The following is a 17,120-nucleotide window of genomic DNA, read 5'->3' as shown; positions in this document are numbered from 1 at the left end:
CTATGGATTATGCAGCGCTAGCGCAACAAATAAAAACGTGGGCAAAAGAGTTAGGTTTTGCTGATCTAGGTATTACTGGCGTTAGTTTGCCCGACGCCGAGCGCCACTTACAACACTGGCTAGATGCTGGCTATCACGGCGAAATGGATTATATGGCCAACCACGGCATGCTAAGAGCAAGGCCCGCCGAATTAGTTCCCGGCACAGTTAGGGTGCTTAGTGTACGAATGGATTACTTGCCGCAGGGTGCGAGTTTTGCTACAAACTTGGCTGACCCAACGCAGGCCTATATTAGCCGCTATGCGCTAGGCCGAGATTATCACAAACTGATACGCAACCGCTTAAAGCAATTAGGCCAACGCATTAACCAGCAGGTGGCTGAACTAGGTTTTCGTCCCTTTACCGATTCAGCACCAATATTAGAACGCCCACTAGCCCAACAAGCTGGCCTAGGTTGGGTGGGTAAACACAGCTTATTATTAAACCAAGAAGCCGGTTCGTGGTTTTTCCTTGGCGAACTACTCATCAATTTACCGCTGCCTATTGATACACCTCATGATGGCAATTGCGGTAGCTGCGTGGCTTGCATCACCAGTTGCCCCACAGGCGCTATTGTTGCGCCCTATGTAGTTGACGGCCGTCGCTGTATTTCGTATTTAACTATTGAGCTTAAAGGCGCAATACCTGAAGAGTTTCGCTCATTAATTGGCAACCGCATTTATGGCTGTGACGACTGCCAGTTAGTTTGCCCAGAAAACCGTCAGGCCCCACTATCAATAGAAGCCGACTTTCAGCGCCGAGAACAATGGCAAAACCAAAGTTTACTCAGTTTGTTTAATTGGCAAGAACACGAATTTCTGAATTACACTGAAGGCAGTGCAATTCGTCGTATTGGTTTTGAGCGCTGGCAGCGCAATATTGCTGTAGCTTTAGGTAACGCACCGTACAGCGATACGGTTATTAGCGCTTTACAGCAAAAGTTAGCAGACACCACTGCCTTAGTTGCCGAGCACATTCACTGGGCATTACAGCAGCAAAAACGCAAAGGCTGGCAGCAAGACTCATTAATACCCCGAAAAACCGCACGTTTAGTGCGCATTATCGAAAAAGGTTTGCCTCGAGATGCTTAAGTTTGGCATCTCGCTCATCTTTTCGTTGTTTAGCCGCAATTAGAATTTGTTGCTGTTGTTGTTCGCTCGCCGTGCTCCACTGCGTGATCTCGGTTAATAGCCGGCCACAACCAAGACAGCAGTCTTGCTGATCTAAACAGCAATGTCGAACACAGGGCGAACGCAACATAACTACCTTCTTTATTTAGCCTACACTGCGCTCGTTGACAGCATAGTGCCGGTTTCCTCTAAACGCTGGTGCCAAGATAAGGCTTCAGTTAATAAGTGTGGTGTATGCCCACCTTTTGCGCAAGCTCGGTTATAGTAATCTAATAAAGCTTCACGATAGGTCGGGTGCACACAATGCGTGATCACCTGAACTGCGCGCTCACGCGGTGCTAAACCACGTAAATCAGCTAAACCTTGCTCTGTTACTAAAATATCAACATCGTGTTCCGTGTGATCAACATGGCTTACCATAGGCACGACACTAGAAATAGTGCCGTCTTTAGCCACCGATTTAGTAACAAAAATAGCTAAATGCGCATTGCGGGCAAAATCACCAGAGCCACCAATACCATTCATCATTCTAGTGCCACAAACGTGGGTAGAGTTAATGTTGCCGTACAGATCAAATTCTAGCGCAGTGTTAATGGCAATAATGCCTAAACGGCGCACTAATTCAGGATGGTTAGATATTTCTTGCGGTCGCAGTACCAGCTTATGTTTATATTTATCTAAATTACCAAACACACTTTTATTACGCCGCTCGGATAAGGTAATGGAGCTTCCTGAAGCAAAATCCAGTTTGCCGGCATCAATTAAATCAAAGGTAGAATCTTGTAGCACTTCAGAATACATCGTTAAGTGTTCAAACGACGAGGCGATTAAGCCAGTCATTACTGAGTTGGCGATATTACCAATGCCCGCTTGTAATGGGCCAAGATTTTTTGGTAAGCGCCCATCTACTACTTCTTGTTCTAAAAATGCGACTAAATGATTAGCAATTGCTTGTGTGTCGGCATCAGGCTCAGTAACGGTTGAAGGTGAGTCAGTTTTATCGGTGAACACTATGGCAACAATTTTTGCCGGATCAATTGGAATGGCAGTACTACCAATACGATCATCCGCTTTAACTAATGGCACTGGCGTGCGCGTTGGCCGATAACTGGGAATGTAGATATCATGCAAACCTTCTAAATTTGGGTTTTGACCAAGGTTAATTTCAATAATCACCTTTTTGGCAAAAATAGCAAAGCTTGCCGAGTTCCCCACTGACGTAGTTGGCACAATATGGCCTTGCTCGGTAATGGCAACTGCTTCAATAATCGCAATATCGGGCAGCTTTAGCTGATGATTACGCAATTGCTCTACGGTTTCAGATAAATGTTGGTCAATAAACATAACTTGACCGCTGTTAATCGCTTTGCGTAATGTACTGTCAACTTGAAACGGCATCCGTCGTGCCAGCATACCGGCTTCGGTCATTTTTTTATCAAGATCGTTACCTAAAGATGCGCCGGTCATTAAGGTAATTTTCATTGGTGTAGTTAACGCTTTTAGTGCCAACGCTTGGGGCACTGCTTTGGCTTCGCCAGCACGGGTAAAACCACTCATTCCCACGGTCATACCATCTTCAATCATGTCAGCGGCAAGTTCAGCTGACATTACTTTAGTGTGCAATGAAGCAAGGCGAATACGTTCTAACGACATAAGCTATTATCTCAGTACGACAAAAAGGGCGTCATTCTATGAGTAAAGATAGCAGCTGACTAGCCAACCTAGACTTAAGTCTAATAAGAATAGAGCAATAAATCACTCGGCGTAAAATAGCAATAAAAAAAGCCGCTAAAAAGCGGCTTTTTTTATTAATTTGGAGCGAGTAACGAGGTTCGAACTCGTGACCTCGACCTTGGCAAGGTCGCGCTCTACCAGCTGAGCTATACTCGCAAAATCTAACGCTGTTGCGTTCTGATGGCGCGCATTTTACAAAATCGGTTGGCTTATGCAAGCATTTTATTCAGGTAATTTAAAAAAATGCGTGCGATAGGTTACTAATTCAGCAATTGACTCGCGAATATCGTCTAGCGCTAAATGGCTGCCGGCTTTTTGTACTTTCGCTAATACATCAGGGTGCCAGCGCCGTGCCAATTCTTTTACCGTACTCACGTCTAAATTACGGTAGTGAAAAAAAGCTTCCAATTGTGGTGCATATTCTGCTAAAAAACGCCGGTCTTGGCCAATGCTATTGCCACACATTGGCGATTTACCCGCATTTACATATTGCTGTAAAAAGGCAATTGTTTGCTGCTCAGCCTCAGCTAAGCTAACGCTACTTGCACGACAGCGGGCGGTTAAACCACTTTTGCCATGTTGCTCAACACACCAAGCACTCATATTATCTAGCACCTCGTCCGATTGTTTAATAGCAAACACCGGCCCTTCAGCGAGTATATTTAACTGACTATCAGTAACTATGGTCGCCATTTCTAGAATAACGTCGGTTTTTGGCTCTAGTCCGGTCATTTCTAAATCAAGCCAAACTAGATTATTATCATTTACACTCATCAAAAGCCCTTACGCAGCATGCTGCTTTGTTCATTTACAGAATACGGGTATCATACACGCCCTAAGCTTAGCAGTAATAGCATCCTTTACATCAGAGCGAAAACAGACGCCGTGACGAAGAAAAAACATCTTACCCAGCGCCAACAGCAGCGCATTGTCGATAACGCCAGTAAAAGGCTAAGGGTAGCAAAAAACAAAGGTGTCGAATCTGTTGATGACGCCAGCTTTGCCGCCGTAGAAACCGGTTTAGTATTAAGCCGCTTTGGCCAGCACGCCGACGTTGAAGATCAGCACGGCGACGTGGTGCGCTGTAATATGCGCCGCGCTATTGCCTCACTGGTAACCGGTGATCAGGTAATTTGGCGTCGCGCATTGCACCCCACAGGTGGTGTAGATGGCGTAATTGATGCGGTAGAAGAACGCAGCTCAGTGCTATTACGCCCCGATTTTTATGATGGCCTAAAACCAGTAGCCGCTAATATCGACTTAATGATTATTGTTTCAGCTATTTTACCTACGCTGTCACTAAATATTATCGACCGCTACTTAGTTGCTGCCGAAATAACCGGTATTAAACCCTTGCTGGTCATTAATAAAGTAGACTTACTTAGCGCAGATGAACTACAAGCTACCGAGCAGCAACTCGCGTTATATCAAAAGCTTGGCTATGATTTTTTGCTGGTTAGCGCTAAAGCCAACTTGGGCATGCAGCAATTACTCGATTACTTACATAGCGGCACCAGCATCTTTGTTGGTCAATCCGGTGTGGGTAAATCATCATTAATGAACAGCCTAATGCCAGGCCTAGCGGCACACACCCAAGAGGTTTCGACTAACTCAGGTCTTGGGCAGCATACAACCACGGTATCGCGGTTGTATCATTTACCTAATGGTGGAGATCTAATAGATTCACCGGGTATTCGCGAATTTGCTCTATGGCATTTAACCGCTGAAGAAGTAACGCGCGGTTTTGTCGAGTTTACGCCTTGGTTAGGGCGCTGCAAATACCGCGACTGCAAACATATTGCCGATCCGGGCTGTGCCATTCAGCATGCCGTCGAGAATGGCGAGGTTAGCCATGAACGCTACGACAGCTATTTAAAAATTCTTGCCAGTATGGCGCAAGATAAACCCAATTATTTTTAACCGATCACCAATAACTAACTTATAACTGAGAGCACAATGGATAATTTAAAAATTACCCTGCAGTATCTTCTGCCAAAGCATTTAATTTCACGCTTAGTAGGTAAACTTGCCGCGGCAAAACTGGGCTGGTTTACACATTTTTTAATTAACCGTTTTATTAAGGCTTACGGTATTAATATGGCTGAAGCGCAATTTGAAAACGCAGAGCAATATGCCAGCTTTAACGAATTTTTTACTCGGCCATTAAAAGACGGTATTCGCCCATTAGCCATCGAGCCCCACATTATTGCTCATCCGGTAGACGGTTGCATTAGCCAACTAGGCTCTATTGTACAAGGCCAACTGGTGCAAGCAAAAAACCATAACTATTCGCTGCAAGCGTTATTAGGCGGCGATATAGCCACTGCCGAACCCTTTATGGGCGGCGAATTTGCCACTATTTATTTAGCACCTAAAGATTATCATCGCATTCATATGCCAATTACAGGCACATTACGGCAAATGATTTACGTCCCTGGAGACCTGTTTTCCGTTAACCCGTTAACCGCTGAAAACGTACCCGACTTATTTGCCCGCAATGAACGCGTAGTCACTATTTTTGATACCGAGTTAGGGCCAATGGCCTTGGTATTAGTAGGCGCAACTATTGTTGCCAGCATTGAAACCGTATGGGCCGGCACGGTAACGCCGCCAGCCGGTAAGCATGTATTCCGTTGGAATTATCCGGCACACGGTAAAACCGCGATTACGCTAGAAAAAGGCGCCGAAATGGGCCGCTTTAAATTAGGCTCTACTGTCGTGTTGGCATTTCCAGCTAATAAACTACAATTTTTAGCTGAGCAACAAGCAGGCACAGTAACCCGCATGGGTGAGCCGTTTGCTAAGCTAAACTAACGTTTAGGCCATAACTAATTTTTCAAGGTGGAGATAAATGCAAATTATTGCCCATCGCGGTGCTAGCGGCGAATATCCAGAAAACACGCTGTTAGCATTCGACCACGCCATTATGCAGTGTGCCGACGCTATCGAACTTGATGTGTTTGTGGTTGATGGCGAATTAATTGTGATCCACGACTACCACTTAGCACGCACCACTAATGGCACTGGCAGTATTTATCAGCACAGCTTAGCCCAGCTAATGCAGCTAGATGCCGGCAGCGGCGAGAAAATTCCTACGCTGTGGCAGGTGCTGCAGCGCGTGCAAAATAAGTTATGGTTGAATATTGAATTAAAGGGTGAAAACACCGTAGCGCCGTTACTAGCACTGCTGCAACAAGCCGAGCAACAACTTGGTTTTGACTGCCAGCAATTGCTAATCTCGTCGTTTAACCATCATTTATTATTACAGCTAAAACACACTAGGCCGGAGTTAAAGCTCGGTGCGCTAACAGCGAGTTTACCCATTGATTACGCGGCCTTTGCCCAACAGCTGCAAGCTAACTCGGTAAATTGCGATATTAGCTTTATTAACCAAGCTTTCGTCGATGACGCCAAAGCGCGAGGGCTGAAAGTGTATGTGTATACGGTTGATAGTGCAGATGACATTGCCAGAATGCAGCAATATGGTGTAGATGGCATTTTTACTAATTATCCAGCAAGAAGTCGAGGCTGCTTATTGCCGCAGTAAAGTGTAGATAAAGCTAAGTTAACTCACTTGGCTGTTAATGCTCGTCTTCACAGCTATTGCAGCTATTACATAAGCGCATATTCATTACGTGCGCTAATACTACCAGCGCCGCACCTACCATTAATACGACGTGCTCGTAATCCGCGCCCCAAGTATCCTTTTGCCAGTAAATAAAACCGCCAAGAAATAACGAGTAAAACGGATAAAGTTTACGGTGGTAACGATGAAAACCAATAAACAAGGTAATAAAGCCCAGCACCATAGTAATCAGTAATACAATGCGTTCAAAAGCGTGATTATGCACTGCACTTAACCCCAACAAAGGCAATACAGGCAGAATAACCGGCAGCAAAATACAGTGAATAGCGCAAAGCGACGTTACTGTAATACCGATTTTATCAAATGCATTTCTAACCGCTGCTAACACGATGCTCACTCTAGATAGTAAAACTAATGAAACGATATAGTATAACAAAACATTTGCGAAGGGAACGGTTCGTGTAAAAAATACTTTTGTTCTCACCCGCCACGCGTGCTGAAGTGGATACGGCCTTATGGCATAATGCCGCTATTATTCTTTAGCTAAGCGCGATGATGGATACTTTACTTACGCAACTTGATGACAATTTGAAAGAGCTGTACCGCAAAGCCGTAGACGCTGATGCACTGCTTGATAACTTGCAACAGCAAGGCCATGCCAAGCACCAGCGCATTTTTGCTGATAACCAATTATTTCAAGCGTCTAGTAATCGCTTTATGCCTTATTTAGCCGAAACGGCAGAACAGGTAGCTGCAATGCGCCATAGTCAGCAGTTTAATACCGCTACGCTACAGCGTGTTGTGCAGCAGTTAAAGCAGCTACACAGCACGCTAGCTGAGTTTCGCGCAGCCATCAGTAGCTAAATTAGCCGACATATTTTACTGACTTACTTTAGGTAGTGCCGCGCTATGCTGCTCTACTTTTGGTAATAGCACCTTGTTAAACCAGTTTTGCAACATGGTTTGTTCATAATGAAAATCGTTAGAATTAGTATTTTGCCCTATGGTTTGCATAAAACCCAGATCGCGTAGCTTTTCTTCTTCGTTTAACAGTTCTTCGCCAAAATTATCACGCAATACGTGGTTAAACTTAATGGCGGGTGAGTATAAATCTTTCACTATGCGTAGCGCATTACCAGCACCACCTGCGAAGTAGTCTACATCACCGGCAAGATCGATATCAGTAACCGTAACCTGCCAGCTATAGCCTTCTGGCAACTTGGCGGCGAGCTGTTGAAAAAACTCATCAAACTTTTTCATTACCCGTTCACGGTACACTTTACGATTATCGTTTGAAGGTTGAATATCAGTAAATTTTTCTGGCTGCTGCCATTTTACTTCAACCTCGGCAGAGTGCAGCTCGGCCGAATAAATTGTGCTGCATAGCAGCGCCGCAAATCCGCAAATAACAAGTTTATTACGCATCGCCAATCTCCTGCTGTTGTTAGGTGAGTTTAGTCACACCATTAGAGCCTAAAGTACATATTAAGTTTAGTTACTGTTACCACTATAACGCTAATTGCTAACACTATGCTCGTAATGTTTTGTATAAAGATGTAGCCAAAACACCTTAGCCTAAAAACAAAAACCCCAGCAATGCTGGGGTTTTAAGTAAGTGATAACTTACCAACGGTTTACATCATACCGCCCATACCACCCATGCCGCCCATATCAGGCATTGCACCAGTGTCAGACTTTGGTAGTTCAGTAACCATAGCTTCGGTAGTAATCATTAATGAACCTACAGAGGCCGCAAACTGCAGTGCTGAACGCGTTACTTTAGTTGGGTCTAAGATACCCATTTCTAGCATATCGCCGTACTCACCCGTTGCCGCGTTGTAACCGTAGTTACCAGTACCTTGTTTAACTTGGTTTACTACTACTGATGATTCATCACCGGCGTTATCAACGATTTGACGCAGTGGCGATTCCATTGCCCGTAAGGCAATTTTAATACCGTGGTTTTGGTCTTCGTTAAGGCCACGTAAATCAACTAATTTAGCCGCTACACGCACTAAGGCTACGCCACCGCCAGGCACTACGCCCTCTTCTACTGCGGCACGAGTTGCATGTAATGCATCTTCAACGCGGTGTTTTTTCTCTTTCATTTCAATTTCAGTTGCCGCACCTACTTTGATTACAGCAACACCGCCAGCTAATTTAGCTAAACGCTCTTGCAGTTTTTCTTTATCGTAATCTGAGGTTGCTTCTTCAATTTGCTGGCGTATTTGCTTCACGCGGGCATCAATAGCGCCTTGCTCACCAGCACCGTCAATAATAGTGGTGTTATCTTTGGTGATCACTACGCGTTTAGCTGTACCTAACTCTTCTAAGCCGGCTTTTTCTAATTCCATACCAATTTCTTCAGAAATTACCGTACCGCCAGCTAAAGTAGCAATATCTTGCAGCATGGCTTTACGACGATCGCCGAAACCTGGTGCTTTTACTGCAGAAATTTTAACGATACCACGCATGTTATTTACTACTAACGTAGCTAACGCTTCGCCTTCTACGTCTTCAGCAATAATTAACAATGGCTTACCTGATTTAGCTACGCCTTCTAATACCGGTAATAACTCACGGATGTTAGAAATTTTCTTATCAATAGTAAGAATGTACGGGTTATCCAATTCTACCTGGCCCGCTTCTTGGTTGTTGATGAAATAAGGTGACAAGTAACCACGGTCAAACTGCATACCTTCAACCACATCTAGCTCGTTTGCTAGACCTTGGCCTTCTTCAACAGTAATAACGCCTTCTTTGCCTACTTTGTCCATGGCATTGGCAATAATTTGGCCAATTTCATCGTCAGAGTTAGCTGAAATAGTACCTACTTGAGCAATAGCTTTAGTATCAGCACATGGTTGCGACAGTAATTTCAATTCAGCTACTGCAGCAATAACGGCTTTATCAATACCGCGTTTTAAATCCATTGGATTCATACCGGCTGCAACCGCTTTAACACCTTCGTTAATGATGTTTTGCGCTAATACTGTTGCAGTAGTTGTGCCGTCACCAGCCTCATCATTGGCTTTAGAAGCAACTTCTTTCACCATCTGCGCGCCCATATTTTCAAACTTGTCTTCTAGCTCAATTTCTTTTGCTACTGATACACCATCTTTAGTGATCAGTGGCGCGCCGAATGACTTGTCTAAAATAACGTTACGGCCTTTTGGCCCTAAAGTTACGCGCACAGCGTTTGCTAAAATATTGACGCCTTTAAGCATCTTGTTACGGGCTTCATCGCCAAAACGTACGTCTTTTGCTGCCATTTTCTTTAATCCTTACATTTAGTTAATGCGTTATACGGTTCAAAAAATTAATCCAGAATTACACCTAAGATATTGTCTTCTTTGGTGATCACGTATTCTTGACCATCAATTTTCTCAGTGCGCTCAACATAAGCGCCGAACAGTACTTTGTCGCCAACTTTAACGTCTAACGGTTTTACATCACCGCTCTCTAAAACGCGGCCATTGCCCACTGCAACAACTTCACCACGAGTAGATTTCTCTGCTGAAGCGCCAGTTAGTACAATGCCACCAGCTGATTTGCTCTCAGCTTCTAAACGTTTGATGATGACACGGTCATGTAATGGACGAATATTCATGCTCTATCTCCTAAAGCTTCTTTGTGATTTAACATGGGTGTTAAATTGTGTGCTGCATATATGGGGTAACGCGAAAAAAAAACCAAGGGCTAAGGCTAAAATTTCTTAGTCTTTTGTTTAATAAATATTTATTTCAGCAGTTAGTGAAATAACCTGCGTAAATACAAGGTCTTTACTTACACGAAATTTATGACAAATAGAAAGCCAAGCCTCGGCTATTGTCGTATTCTGTAACTGAGCAATGTTGCACTACAGCTATGTAGGCGCGGTATATGAGGAAATATAAGTAGATGTTTAAAGTATTTGTTCTGCCATTTTTATTATGGTTTGCCTTAGCAGGGGCTGCACTCGCACAACAAAATTCAGTGCTCGATAGCTTACTTAAGCCGACTGACAATTTTTTGCCTGTTGACCAAGCCTTTGAGTTTGATTTTATTCAGCAGGACAATGCATTAATTATTAGCTGGAACATTGCTGATAACTACTATTTATACAAAGACAAAATTAAACTCGGCGGCATTGCGGTGAGTTTTTCTCACCCATCGTACCCTGCTAGTATGCAAATTGAAGATGAGTACTTTGGTGTAACTGATGTTTATTTTCATCAACTTACACTGCGTATTCCGTTAACTGACGTTAGCGAAGATGCAGTATTTAAAATTCAGTATATGGGCTGTGCCGAAGCAGGTCTTTGCTATCCGCCAGTCACTAAAGAAGTACCGCTATTATCGGTTACCCCCACCAATGCGGCATCAACCAGCACGCCCTCAAGTTCGCTGCCAGTATCAAGCCAAAACCAACTGGCAGAGAAATTAACTGCGGGCGCCAGCATTGCTACCTTAGCGGGCTTTTTTTTATTGGGTATTGGTTTGGCCTTTACGCCATGCGTATTCCCAATGTACCCAATTTTAACTAGCATTATTGTTGGCCAAGGTGCGGGTTTGTCCAATAAACGCGCCTTTACCTTATCGTTTTCTTACGTGCAGGGTATGGCTATTACTTATTCATTACTTGGGCTAGTTATTGCTAGTTTAGGTGTGAAATTTCAGGGCTATATGCAGCACCCTGCCGTGCTAATTGTTGCCAGTATTATTTTCATTGTGTTAGCGCTGTCTATGTTTGGTGCATTTAATTTAAGCCTACCATCAAGCTGGCAAGAGAAAATTAGCAAGGTTAGTAACAAGCAACAAGGCGGGTCACACAAGGGCACCTTTGTTATGGGCGCGCTGTCGGGTTTAATTGCATCACCGTGCACCACCGCACCGTTATCGGCAGCATTATTGTATGTTGCCCAAAGCGGTGATTTACTGCTTGGTGCCATAACCTTATATATTTTAAGCCTAGGTATGGGCTTGCCATTATTATTGTTGGGCAGCTCAGGTGGCAAGCTTTTACCTAAAGCGGGTAACTGGATGAACGCGGTAAAATCGACCTTTGGCTTTTTGTTATTGGCCGTACCGCTTATTTTACTTGACCGTATGTTGCCGTTTAGCTATGTATTAGCCGCGGGGTCATTATTAGCATTGGCGTTCGTTATCTACATATACCGGGTGCTCTTTAGCCTGCAAAATTCCAGCGCGAAGGCGATACTGTTAATTATTGGTCAACTGCTTATGGTCGCTATCTTGTATTTAAACATACAGCATTGGTGGCCAGCGCCAGCAACCTCAACTACCGCAACACAAACACAAAGCACAGGTTTTGAGTTGGTTACTAGCTTAGAACAACTACAACAAAAAGTAGCCAATAGTGATGGCCGCTACACTATGGTCGACCTGTACGCAGATTGGTGCATTGCCTGTAAAGAATTTGAGCACTTAACTTTTCCTAAACCTGAAGTTCAGGCGCAGATGCAAAACATGCAATTACTAAAGGTTGATGTCACTAAAAATACCCTTAAAGATCAAGCCGTGTTGGAACACTACCGAGTGTTAGGCTTACCAACTTTGCTATTTTTCAGCCCAGACGGTACCGACCTAACTCAGGCTCGCGTAACTGGTTTTAAAAACGCCAGCGAATTTTCCGCACACTTACAACAACTGCAACAGTAAGCAGATCGCGGTGTTTCTTTGCCAACGCCGCGACCTTTTCTTGTCTTTCTGGCTGATAAGACCAGTATTTTGCTGCGATTTGTCACGATTTCACTATAATAAGGCGCTATTGTTAAGCTAACGGCTTTGTTGCAGTATGTTTTTACTACGCAAATACGGTTAAACCCTAGCTTTAGCAAGGTTTAGCCGAATTAAAACAATTAGTGGGAATTACGCACCGATGGCGGCAACTTATCGAATTTTAGTTTTAAATGGCCCTAACTTAAATATGTTAGGTGTGCGCGAACCTGAAGTATATGGTTCGGCTACTTTGCAAGATATTATTACCGACCTGACGGAACAGGCAGCAGCGAAAGATGTAAAACTAACACATTTACAATCGAACGCTGAACACGAACTAGTGAATGCCATTCAACAAAGTTTAGGGCAACAAGACTATATTCTGATTAACCCGGGTGCATTTACCCACACTAGTGTGGCTATTCGTGATGCGCTGCTGGCTGTGGCTATTCCGTTTATTGAAGTACATTTATCTAATGTGTATGCCCGCGAAAGTTTTCGCCGGCACTCGTATTTATCTGATATCGCCAAAGGGGTGATCTGCGGTCTGGGGGCCAAAGGTTACCACTATGCTTTAGACTCGGCGGTAGCAGTTTTGAAAACAACCAAATAGTAATAACTAAATCAGGCTAAAAGACATGGATATTAGAAAGATTAAAAAATTGATCGAGCTGTTAGAAGAGTCAGGTATTTCTGAGCTTGAGATCACCGAAGGTGAAGAGTCAGTACGCATCAGCCGTAACGGCCCTGCACAGCATTACGCGCCAATGCAACATTATGCACCAATGCCACAACAAGCAATGCCAGCGCCTGTTGCACCAGCGGCTATTGCAGCAGTAGATGCACCAAAAGTAATAAGCGGCCACGTGGTTAAATCACCCATGGTTGGTTCGTTCTACCGAGCGGCATCACCAACGGCTAAAGCCTTTGTTGAAGTGGGCCAAACGGTTAAAGTAGGCGATACCTTATGTATCGTAGAAGCAATGAAGATGATGAACCAAATCCAGTCTGACAAGGCCGGTGTGGTAAAAGAAATTCTGCTTGAAAACGGCGAGCCGGTTGAGTTTGACCAGCCACTCTTTGTGATCGAATAACGCAAAAGGCAGACTGATGCTAGAAAAAGTACTGATTGCCAATCGCGGCGAAATTGCACTACGTATTTTACGCGCGTGCAAAGAGCTGGGCATAAAAACGGTTGCTGTACACTCTACCGTTGACCGTAATTTAAAACACGTGCTGCTGGCCGACGAAACCATTTGTATTGGCCCGGCCGCTTCACCACTAAGTTATTTAAATATTCCGGCACTTATTGCTGCGGCTGAAATAACCAACGCACAAGCTATACACCCTGGTTATGGCTTTTTAGCTGAACGTGCTGATTTTGCGCAACAAGTAGAAGAAAGCGGCTTAATTTTTATTGGTCCACGTGCAGAGTCTATTCGCACTATGGGCGATAAAGTTGCCGCTATTGAAGCGATGAAAAAAGCTGGCGTACCTTGCGTACCGGGTTCAGACGGCGCAGTAGGCGACGATGCCGAAACTAATATGGCAATTGCTAAACGTATTGGCTATCCGCTTATTGTTAAAGCCTCAGGCGGCGGTGGTGGCCGTGGTATGCGCGTAGTGCGTAGCGAAGCAGATTTAGTTAGCTCAATAGAAATGACTAAAGCAGAAGCGAAAGCCGCATTTGGTAATGACATGGTGTACATGGAGAAGTTTTTAGAAAATCCACGCCACGTTGAAATTCAAATACTCGCTGATGGTCAAGGCAATGCTATTCATTTAGGTGAACGCGACTGTTCAATGCAACGTCGTCACCAAAAAGTGGTAGAAGAAGCGCCAGCACCAGGTATTACTGATGAGCTGCGTGCCTTTATAGGTGAGCGCTGTGTGTCTGCCTGTAAAGTAATGAATTATCGCGGCGCTGGTACTTTTGAGTTTTTATTTGAAAACGGTGAGTTTTTCTTTATTGAAATGAACACCCGTATTCAAGTAGAACACCCAATTACCGAAATGATAACCGGTGTTGACCTAATTAAAGAACAGCTGCGTATTGCTTCAGGCATGCCACTGACGCTTAAGCAGGAAGATATTGTTATTCGTGGCCATGCTATTGAATGTCGTATTAACGCTGAAGATGCAAAAACCTTTATGCCATCACCAGGTAAAATTACTCGGTTCCATCCACCAGGTGGTAATGGCATTCGCTGGGATTCGCATATCTATGCCGATTACACCGTACCACCAAACTACGATTCAATGGTCGGTAAGTTAATTACCTACGGTGAAACTCGCGATATCGCTATTGCGCGCATGCGTAATGCGTTAGATGAATTGCTAGTAGAAGGTATTAAAACCAATATCGAATTGCATAAAGATATTATGCGCGATGAAGGTTTCTGTAAAGGCGGCACTAATATTCATTACTTAGAACATAAACTAGGTATCAATTAAGTATTTGCCACAGATTAAAAGGCCGCATTTGCGGCCTTTTTGCTATAATACGCAAAATTTTTACTAGCGAGACTACTATGCCTTGGATCCAATTGCGCGTTACAACTACTGAACAAAAGGCAGAACAAGTTAGCGATATGCTAATGGGCTGGGGCGCTCAAGCTGTTAGTTTTGTTGATGCCCACGACACGCCCATTTATGAACCTATGCCGGGTGAAGTTATTTATTGGACAAATACCATAGTGGTGGGTTTGTTTGATGCCGAGCATCCAATGGACAAGGTCGTAAAGCAGCTCGAACAAGTGGCGTTTTTTAAGCAGGGCGTAGAATATAAGCTAGAGCAATTAGAAGACAAAGACTGGGAACGTGAGTGGATGGATAACTTTCATCCAATTAAATTTGGTCAGCGTTTATGGGTTTGCCCAAGCTGGCGTGATATCCCCGACCCAACTGCAGTCAACGTAATGCTCGACCCAGGCTTAGCCTTTGGCACCGGCACTCACCCCACTACGGCGCTTTGCATGCAATGGCTAGATGCGACGATAAAGCCGGAACAAACCGTAGTCGACTTTGGCTGTGGTTCAGGCATTTTAGGCATAGCCGCGTTAAAGCTGGGTGCTAAACGAGTGGTCGGTGTTGATATTGACCCGCAAGCTATTGAAGCTAGCACGGCTAATGCCAAACGCAATAATGTTAATGGCCAGATCGAACTTTATCTACCGAAAGATCAGCCGGTTGATTTTCAAGCAGATGTGGTAGTCGCTAATATTTTAGCCGGGCCATTAGCTGAATTAAAACACGTTATTAGTGCTTATGTAAAACCCAACGGGGTGCTGGCATTGTCAGGTATTTTAGAAAGCCAAGCCGATAGTGTAATGGCCGCTTATGCAGATGAGTTTAGTTTTGACCCCATTGCGGTGCAAGACGAATGGGTGCGCCTAAGCGCACGCAAGCACAGCTAATATTTACCTATATTTATAATGCCGCCAGAAATCGTGTGCTGCGCGGCAGATAGTAATTATCGTGGTCGAGCGAAACTAACACCGTGCTCGCGCGGCCGACTATTTCAGCTCGTGGTACAAAGCCAATTACCCGAGAGTCGGCGCTGTTGTCACGGTTATCTCCCAACACTAAATAATGCTCTGCTGGCACAGTTACTGGCGCAAAACTATCTCGCCCACTAGAAAACGCGGCTAATTTCACACTATGCTGGATATTGTCTAACTGCTCATTCAGCAACACACTATTGTCATCCTCGTTAGCATTAGGTTGCGAATACACTAAGCGTTGGCCGTTAATGGTCAGCACATTATTGTGCATAGCGATGACGTCACCCGGTATACCAATAACGCGTTTAACCAGCCGGTTGTTGGCAGCTTTTGAGACAAAGATCACGATATCGCCACGTTCAGGATCAGCGAGTTTTAGTAAAGACGTTGTAGTAAAGGGCACGCGTAGATCATAGGCCATTTTGTTAACTAGCAGACGATCGCCTATTTGAATGGTGGGTTGCATTGAGCCTGACGGTACATCGTTCCAGTCAGCGACAGCACTTCTGAACATAAACATTAAGGCTAAAAATATAATAACACTGCGGTTATCACGCCACAGCTGTTGCAGTTTGTTCATGTCTTACTCCATTAAGTTAGCTTTTGCTATGACCTTACTGGCGGCATTAGGTTCGCACTACATTAAATCGTGTTGCACAAGTAATAAAGGGAGTAATACTAATAAGCTAACTTAGGCATCCATGCCGTTAACGGTTAGCTTATCGCAGGCTAGTTGTTAAATATTAAAAGGTGTACTGAATACCCACGCTGACATAGTCAACTTTGGTATCAAAGTTATCGATATCCGCTAATATGCCTATTTCGTCACGGTTAAACTTCACGTCAAAACGGGTGTAATCTAAACGTAAATCTAAGCTCTCACTCAACGCAAATGACATCCCTACACCGTAAAACAAATCTGAACCATCAACATCTGCCTTGTCATCTGTTGCACTAATATCGGCTTTCCACCAAACATTACCACCTTGCGCATATAGCGTAAAACGCTCGCCAAGCGGCAGGCCAGCTTTTAATGCTAAAGTGTAACCATCCAGTTCAGTATTAAAAATATTATTGCCGTATTGACCAAAATCGATATAACCGGCTTCTAAAGAAAACGCCTGATTAAACTGCGCACCGACAAAAAGACGCGAGGCGTTATCTTCTTTATCAAAATCTTGGTCATCACCATCAACGTTGAGTAAGCCGTACGCAGCACCGACATAGATGCCAACATGGTCAACTTCGTCATTATTAGGCGCGGCAAAAGCATAGGTAGAAGACAATAAAAATGAAGATACGGTTAGGGCGGCTAAATAATGTTTTTTCATTGTAAGCTCCGTGAAATCAAATAATTAAAAATAAGCGTTAGCTTGGGTTTCACGTTAAAGTGTTACAAGCTTTATG

19 protein-coding genes and 1 tRNA gene are annotated in these 17,120 nt (G+C 44.1%); 10 read left to right on the top strand and 10 right to left on the bottom strand.

Annotated elements, in window-relative coordinates; translation table 11 throughout:
- Positions 1-2: 2 nt before the first annotated feature.
- Positions 3-1,130 (top strand): tRNA epoxyqueuosine(34) reductase QueG, encoded by a 1,128-nt coding sequence (gene queG, locus MN199_RS10440; protein ID WP_335739376.1) that lies wholly within the window; start codon positions 3-5, stop codon positions 1,128-1,130.
- Here the strand turns inward: queG and MN199_RS10435 are convergent.
- The 4 genes from MN199_RS10435 to orn form a co-directional block, all read right to left on the bottom strand.
- Positions 1,099-1,299 (bottom strand): DUF1289 domain-containing protein, encoded by a 201-nt coding sequence (locus tag MN199_RS10435; protein WP_335739375.1) that lies wholly within the window; start codon positions 1,297-1,299, stop codon positions 1,099-1,101. The two genes, queG and MN199_RS10435, sit on opposite strands and share 32 nt — an antisense overlap.
- Before the next feature lie 20 nt (positions 1,300-1,319).
- Positions 1,320-2,822, bottom strand: a complete 1,503-nt coding sequence (locus MN199_RS10430; protein WP_132585128.1) for an acetyl-CoA hydrolase/transferase family protein — start codon at positions 2,820-2,822, stop codon at positions 1,320-1,322.
- Positions 2,823-2,983: 161 nt separating this feature from the next.
- A tRNA-Gly gene (locus MN199_RS10425) sits at positions 2,984-3,059 on the bottom strand.
- A 66-nt stretch (positions 3,060-3,125) separates the two neighbouring features.
- Positions 3,126-3,677 (bottom strand): oligoribonuclease, encoded by a 552-nt coding sequence (gene orn / locus MN199_RS10420; RefSeq protein ID WP_132585131.1) that lies wholly within the window; start codon positions 3,675-3,677, stop codon positions 3,126-3,128.
- 111 nt (positions 3,678-3,788) lie between these two features.
- Here orn and rsgA point away from each other — a divergent pair, with 111 nt between their 5' ends.
- The 3 genes from rsgA to MN199_RS10405 are packed head-to-tail and all read left to right on the top strand — an operon-like array spanning position 3,789 to position 6,450.
- A complete protein-coding gene (gene rsgA / locus MN199_RS10415) occupies positions 3,789-4,823 on the top strand; it encodes a small ribosomal subunit biogenesis GTPase RsgA (protein WP_132585134.1) in 1,035 nt (344 codons plus the stop codon).
- Between the two features lie 36 nt (positions 4,824-4,859).
- Complete coding sequence (gene asd / locus MN199_RS10410) at positions 4,860-5,717, top strand: archaetidylserine decarboxylase (RefSeq protein WP_335739374.1); 858 nt, start codon at positions 4,860-4,862, stop codon at positions 5,715-5,717.
- 37 nt (positions 5,718-5,754) lie between these two features.
- On the top strand, positions 5,755-6,450 hold the full coding sequence (locus MN199_RS10405) for a glycerophosphodiester phosphodiesterase (RefSeq protein WP_335739373.1): 696 nt from the start codon (positions 5,755-5,757) through the stop codon (positions 6,448-6,450).
- Positions 6,451-6,484: 34 nt separating this feature from the next.
- Here MN199_RS10405 and MN199_RS10400 read toward each other — a convergent pair whose 3' ends face one another.
- Positions 6,485-6,877, bottom strand: a complete 393-nt coding sequence (locus MN199_RS10400) for a MerC domain-containing protein (RefSeq protein WP_132585143.1) — start codon at positions 6,875-6,877, stop codon at positions 6,485-6,487.
- A gap of 164 nt (positions 6,878-7,041) precedes the next feature.
- Between MN199_RS10400 and MN199_RS10395 the strand changes: the two genes are divergently transcribed.
- Positions 7,042-7,353, top strand: coding sequence for a primosomal replication protein PriC (locus tag MN199_RS10395; protein ID WP_335739372.1), 312 nt, complete (start codon positions 7,042-7,044; stop codon positions 7,351-7,353).
- Positions 7,354-7,368: 15 nt separating this feature from the next.
- Here MN199_RS10395 and MN199_RS10390 read toward each other — a convergent pair whose 3' ends face one another.
- From MN199_RS10390 to MN199_RS10380, 3 genes are all read right to left on the bottom strand, one after another.
- Complete coding sequence (locus MN199_RS10390) at positions 7,369-7,914, bottom strand: DUF3016 domain-containing protein (RefSeq protein ID WP_335739371.1); 546 nt, start codon at positions 7,912-7,914, stop codon at positions 7,369-7,371.
- Positions 7,915-8,123: 209 nt separating this feature from the next.
- The gene (gene groL, locus MN199_RS10385) at positions 8,124-9,761 is read right to left on the bottom strand and encodes a chaperonin GroEL (RefSeq protein ID WP_335739370.1); all 1,638 of its coding nucleotides are present in this window, start codon (positions 9,759-9,761) and stop codon (positions 8,124-8,126) included.
- Positions 9,762-9,808: 47 nt separating this feature from the next.
- Positions 9,809-10,099 carry a co-chaperone GroES gene (locus MN199_RS10380; RefSeq protein ID WP_132585155.1) on the bottom strand — a complete coding sequence of 97 codons (291 nt, stop codon included), beginning with the start codon at positions 10,097-10,099 and terminating at the stop codon, positions 9,809-9,811.
- A 290-nt stretch (positions 10,100-10,389) separates the two neighbouring features.
- On the opposite strand from MN199_RS10380, the gene MN199_RS10375 reads away from it, so the two are divergent.
- From MN199_RS10375 to prmA, 5 genes are all read left to right on the top strand, one after another.
- On the top strand, positions 10,390-12,150 hold the full coding sequence (locus tag MN199_RS10375) for a protein-disulfide reductase DsbD (protein WP_335739369.1): 1,761 nt from the start codon (positions 10,390-10,392) through the stop codon (positions 12,148-12,150).
- 220 nt (positions 12,151-12,370) lie between these two features.
- A complete protein-coding gene (gene aroQ, locus MN199_RS10370; protein ID WP_132585161.1) occupies positions 12,371-12,823 on the top strand; it encodes a type II 3-dehydroquinate dehydratase in 453 nt (150 codons plus the stop codon).
- A 25-nt stretch (positions 12,824-12,848) separates the two neighbouring features.
- A complete protein-coding gene (gene accB, locus MN199_RS10365; protein WP_132585164.1) occupies positions 12,849-13,304 on the top strand; it encodes an acetyl-CoA carboxylase biotin carboxyl carrier protein in 456 nt (151 codons plus the stop codon).
- 16 nt (positions 13,305-13,320) lie between these two features.
- On the top strand, positions 13,321-14,664 hold the full coding sequence (accC, locus tag MN199_RS10360; protein WP_335739368.1) for an acetyl-CoA carboxylase biotin carboxylase subunit: 1,344 nt from the start codon (positions 13,321-13,323) through the stop codon (positions 14,662-14,664).
- 77 nt (positions 14,665-14,741) lie between these two features.
- Positions 14,742-15,626 carry a 50S ribosomal protein L11 methyltransferase gene (gene prmA, locus MN199_RS10355; RefSeq protein ID WP_335739367.1) on the top strand — a complete coding sequence of 295 codons (885 nt, stop codon included), beginning with the start codon at positions 14,742-14,744 and terminating at the stop codon, positions 15,624-15,626.
- 13 nt (positions 15,627-15,639) lie between these two features.
- Here prmA and lepB read toward each other — a convergent pair whose 3' ends face one another.
- Both lepB and MN199_RS10345 read right to left on the bottom strand, forming a co-directional pair.
- Positions 15,640-16,293 (bottom strand): signal peptidase I, encoded by a 654-nt coding sequence (lepB, locus tag MN199_RS10350; protein WP_132585173.1) that lies wholly within the window; start codon positions 16,291-16,293, stop codon positions 15,640-15,642.
- A 163-nt stretch (positions 16,294-16,456) separates the two neighbouring features.
- Entirely contained in the window at positions 16,457-17,044 is a 588-nt protein-coding gene (locus tag MN199_RS10345) for an outer membrane beta-barrel protein (protein ID WP_335739366.1), read from the bottom strand.
- Between the last annotated feature and the right edge of the window lie 76 nt (positions 17,045-17,120).

Source organism: Rheinheimera metallidurans (assembly GCF_036983985.1).
Taxonomy (GTDB): Bacteria; Pseudomonadota; Gammaproteobacteria; order Enterobacterales; family Alteromonadaceae; genus Alishewanella; species Alishewanella metallidurans.
This window is presented reverse-complemented; position numbering and strand designations above follow the sequence as displayed.